The organism is Okeania sp. SIO2F4, assembly GCF_010672385.1.
Taxonomy (GTDB): Bacteria; Cyanobacteriota; Cyanobacteriia; order Cyanobacteriales; family Microcoleaceae; genus Trichodesmium.
The window spans coordinates 1-4,180 of sequence record NZ_JAAHGT010000863.1 but is presented as its reverse complement, the minus strand read 5'-3'; the positions used below and the strand labels follow the sequence as shown (position 1 = coordinate 4,180).

Below are 4,180 nucleotides of genomic sequence, written 5' to 3'. Positions count from 1 at the left end.
TAGGAGCTTTCTATCGGGTTAAAACCACGATTTTCACATTGCTCGAAACAACCACATTGCCAGTACCTTACCTTAGTATGTATACAGCAGTAGGGGCGATTCGCGAATCGCCCCTACTAGGCGGTGTCAATTGCCACTACTCTATCTGGCCAAAAGACCATTGAGCCTACTTTTTAAGTTGTTAGTTAATTATAACACATTTTTTGACTACGCATTAAAATCCGCGCCCGTCGTTTCCATCCACCGCTTAAAAGACGGTGGTTTCCCACTTACCGAAATTTTACGATGATTTATAAAACGATGAACTGGTCCTTCTGGAATTATATTAATAATTTCTCCATTAATTAATTCCACTTTACGATATTTTATTATTCCTGCATCTATCATACGATGATAATCTTCTCCCGTCCATTTAGTAAGACTTGTCATAATTTGATTTTGTTTTTTCCAGAGATTTATTCTTATTTTAGCTTGTTAACCTAGAGAACTTAGGAAGAAGCAAGAAGGAAGAAGGAAAAAAAGTTTAAAAGCTGGAAAAAACTTAAATTTCCTGTTTAAGCAGAGGTAATTATTAATTATTAATTATTAGTTATTAATTATTAATTATTGAATCTTCTCATAAATTAAGTTTGTATAGAAAAATCTTCTGAGTCAATTCCCCAATTTATCCATTCAACTGCTTCTTTTGCCGAATTAACATCAGGAGGTACTCTCAAAGTATGAATATTTCCCGTGCTTGGGCAAATCATTTTTAAAATAAATATTGGCTCAATATCCGCATCATCATCTATTCTTAAAAGAGTATATTCTTGCCAGTTATCTATTTCTACAGTTTGCAAATCTTGGCAAATTTTCTCATAACCAATTTCCTCAATTAAGACTCGTCTAAGTTCAGAATTTTTTGTAGTTAAAAGCCATTCTGACTGCCATTCTTGAGGATTTAATTTTCCGTATGCTTCTGGTAATCTCACACCATGATAAGCATATAAACTATAACCATCACTAAATTCAATTGCTGGTTTTTCTACAGCGTGGGGGCGATATTCATCATCTAATAATAACTTTCTGGGGCGATCGCAAATAATACAAATATTTCTCAAGGGATATATCCAACCACAATGTTTGACAATAGACTCTAAGACTTGCCAATCATCTGAATTATAATTGCAGCCAAGAACAGAAATACAAAAATCTATCCAAGCGACATAACTACTCCATAATTCTGTGGGAATAGGATAACTCCAAAGACACAATAACTTTATAGAAATTTCTGATATTATCTCCTGCCATTCTTCTTCTATTTGGGAGTAAAGAATATGACTCCAAAGTTGTTCTGGTTGTAGTGAACCCTCTGCTATTTGACTATCTATTTCTGTAGATAATTGATGGGTAACTTGCATTTCTAATTCTCTTCTGAGCAGTTCCCACCTATCCTTGAAAATATGACGATGACCATAATCATCCTGACTTTTCCATCGTTGCCAAATTTTCTCAAGCAGAATGTCAAAAGCTGCACGGGGACTATCAGAAAATACTATTTCTGGATTTGGGTCACCCATCAAAGCATAAGCTAGTTGAATTCCTTCTGCAGCTTTTTGACGGTTAATAGGTTTGGTAGAAAGTGCTATTTTCTGCCACTTTTCCCGATAAACTCGTATTAAAGCTTTTTGCTCGGGTGTCAGTTTATTAGTTAGCTTTTGTGACATTTTTCAATAAGATTCACAGAAACCAGGTCGATCAACGAAATTTCCTGGTTTGGAAAACAATAATCAGGACAATAAATACGGTTTCTTATTTGGGTGCTTCAATAATTAATAATTAACAATTAATAATTAATAATTATCTCTTCTTAAAACAGATAGGATTGGTTAAAAAGGAAATTTTTTTCTTCTCTTAGTCGATTGGATCTGGTTAGATAACCCATCCATCCCATCCTACTCATGCTCCGCTTGCCGACCGCTTTTTCTCTTGAAATAGAAGGCTTTAAACCTTGATTTTTCAGTAAGTCCCGATCGAGTCTCCTAATGAAGTAGGAGGTACTGTTAACTGATAACTGATAACTGAAATGACATTTCTCAAGTTTCCACCAAAAATTCCTCTGGATCGACTCCCCAGTTTATCCAAGTAATAGCTTCCCTCGCTGTACTCACATCTGGTGATACCCTTGTAGCATGAATATAATTCGTACTCGGACAAGTCATTTTTAATAGATATATAGGTTCAACATCAATATCATTATCTATTCTCAGTAAACTATACTCCCGCCAACTATCTAATTCTATTGCTTGTAACTCTTGACAAATTCTACTGTAGCCTATTCCCTGAATTAATACTCGCCGTAACTCGGCATTTTCTTCTGTCAATAACCATCGTGCCTGCCATCGGTTAGGATGTAATAATCCATATTTTTCTGGCAACTTCACCCCTTGATAAGCATAGATATGATAGCCATCAATAAATTTTATAGCTGGTTCCCCTTCAGCGTGAAAACGGTTTTGTGCATCTAGAGATATATTCATTGGGTTCTCACACACCAAGCAAGTACTCTCTAGTTGCAGCACAAACCCACATTCTTGAACCAACCCTTGCACTGCCAACCATTTTTGTTTGTCATAGCTACACCCAAGCACTGAAATGCAGAAGTCTATCATCTGAATGGAACTAGCCGTCAAATTTTGGCTAATATTGGAAACCAACCCCATTGCACCCCCTATTTCTTGTAGAGGTTGCTTGATGTTTTCTTCCCATTCCCGTATTAGGGGTTGACTTGCCAGAGGTTGCAAGAGGTTTCTATGTAATTGGTGTGACAAAGGTTCTCCAACTCGTTGCCACACTATATCGCCCAATTCAATTAGAGGTTCCCCTCCAGGAAATTGGCTTACTTTTTGTCGCAAGTACTTTTGCTGCTGTTCCCAAATTTGCCTGAGAATAGCACCTTGCCATTCTACCCACAACTTCCCCAACAATTCTGCGTGTTGGCCTAAAGCATCTTGCCAAATAAACATTAACCGCAACAACTGGTCATTGGGCAAGTCATTTTCTAGTTTCTGCCAAAGTGCATTATCAATTTGACTTTCTAATTCCTTTGACAGTTCAATTTGCAAGGAACTCAGTAAGGGAGCGCCCAACATTTGTACTAAACGTTGGGGCGATCGCGACCCCACTATTTCTCTTATGGCATCTGGACTACTGAGAAATAGAATTTCTGGTTTTTTTTTTCCCATAGCGGAGTAAACCGCATTTACTGCCGCTGTTGCTCTTTCCCTATCTATCGGGTCAATTGACACTATATTCTTCTGCCACTTTTCCCGATAAATTGGTATTAATGATTTTTGTTCTGTTGTTAGGTTTTCAATTTTAGTCTGCCACATAGCGCCACCCCATAGGTTCGTATTCTCGCTGAATGCGTACTATCCAGTTTCCTTGTGGAATTGTGACAGGTTTATGTTCTTCATGGGTTAAACTTGCTGTTTCTGACAAAACTTTTAGGTATAGGGTGCCATCTTTTTCGTATAGCTCCGCATTTCCACTGGTAATCTGGTGAGAATGTCCTGTGACTTCTCCTTCTGCTAAAGTCAGGTGGGATAATTTTTTGCCTGAAGTTAGCTTGACTGGTTGCAATATAACATCACCTTGCCGAATTGGTCGCATCCTTATTTTCCTCTCTACTTCTCATCGTAACTATAAATGGCAGATAATTATATTTCCCTGTAAATTACAGGATACATCATTTTATATTTATTCATCAACTTGATTTATTTATAAATTTTTTTTTACCACATTTTTCAAACTAATCTATACATTTATATACTGAATTTTATAAGTATTTTCAGGGTTTTCTATTTTTTATCTGTAGCTTTTGCCCAGAAAAATTTCTTCCATTTACTTTCTCCGACTACTTTATATCGATCATAAAATTGTTACAATTATTTATTTTTTTTTACTTATAATAAAGTTCCTTCAAATTTTTTGACATAAACATTAAAGAGATTTTTAGATAAAATCTTTCTCCAGTACCTAATTTCCAGAAAGTATTATATCAAATACGGTTGAATACTTATTATATGGTTGGGGGAGATGGGGAGATGGGGAGATGGGGAGATGGGGAGATGGGGAGATGGGGAGATGGGGAGATGGGGAGATGGGGAGATAGGGAGATGGGGAGATGGGGAGATGGGGA

General features: G+C 36.7%; 4 protein-coding genes. All 4 read right to left on the bottom strand.

What is annotated here, in order from left to right:
- Positions 1-207 precede the first annotated feature (207 nt).
- Positions 208-429, bottom strand: a complete 222-nt coding sequence (locus tag F6K22_RS34045; protein WP_293108585.1) for a PDDEXK family nuclease — start codon at positions 427-429, stop codon at positions 208-210.
- 194 nt (positions 430-623) lie between these two features.
- Positions 624-1,706, bottom strand: coding sequence for a DUF6745 domain-containing protein (locus tag F6K22_RS34040; protein ID WP_293108582.1), 1,083 nt, complete (start codon positions 1,704-1,706; stop codon positions 624-626).
- Between the two features lie 369 nt (positions 1,707-2,075).
- Positions 2,076-3,371 carry a DUF6745 domain-containing protein gene (locus tag F6K22_RS34035; RefSeq protein ID WP_293108579.1) on the bottom strand — a complete coding sequence of 432 codons (1,296 nt, stop codon included), beginning with the start codon at positions 3,369-3,371 and terminating at the stop codon, positions 2,076-2,078.
- Positions 3,358-3,651 carry a hypothetical protein gene (locus tag F6K22_RS34030; RefSeq protein ID WP_293108576.1) on the bottom strand — a complete coding sequence of 98 codons (294 nt, stop codon included), beginning with the start codon at positions 3,649-3,651 and terminating at the stop codon, positions 3,358-3,360. The genes F6K22_RS34035 and F6K22_RS34030 overlap by 14 nt, the downstream gene beginning before the upstream one ends.
- Positions 3,652-4,180 lie beyond the last annotated feature (529 nt).